Annotated in this window: 1 protein-coding gene; it reads left to right on the forward strand. The window is 53.8% G+C overall.

Annotation, left to right across the window (positions count from 1 at the left end):
• On the forward strand, positions 1-533 hold a 533-nt coding region (locus ACFRAK_RS28025), incomplete at both ends, for an ATP-binding protein (RefSeq protein WP_394573037.1).

Raw genomic sequence — 533 nt, forward strand, 5'->3', positions numbered from 1 at the left:
TTATTCGCTCCCCCCACATCGGGGTCTGCCGTTCCTGCTGCTGTTATCAGGAGTGGGCGACCTTCTCGATACAAGCGACTACTTAGACTTATCCGAAACTCGCAACCATGCGGGAATGTATTTCGGGTCATCACAGAACTTCGACGTTCATGAACTGCTCTGGGCGGCCGTGGAAAATTCGATATTGGAGCACCAGAGCGGATACGGTAATCGAATTGCTATTTTCCTACACGAAGACGGCAGTGTAACCGTATCCGACAATGGCAGAGGCATTCCCGTGCAGGCACTTCCGAATTCCAATATCCCGGCCGTCCAGTCCATTCTTACCGAAGTGCACCGTCTGAACAACAGTGCGCAATTCCTCGTTCCCGGCGCAGAGAAAGGCATCAGTATCGCCGTAGTCAACGCCCTTTCCCAGCGACTTGCCGTCGAGATTCGCCGGGATGGTAAGGTATATCGCCAAGAATACCGTTATGGAATCCCGCAGACCGGGCTGCTGACAGTGGGTTTGACCGAAGAGACTGGAACCAGCG

The organism is Peribacillus sp. NPDC056705 (assembly GCF_043656335.1).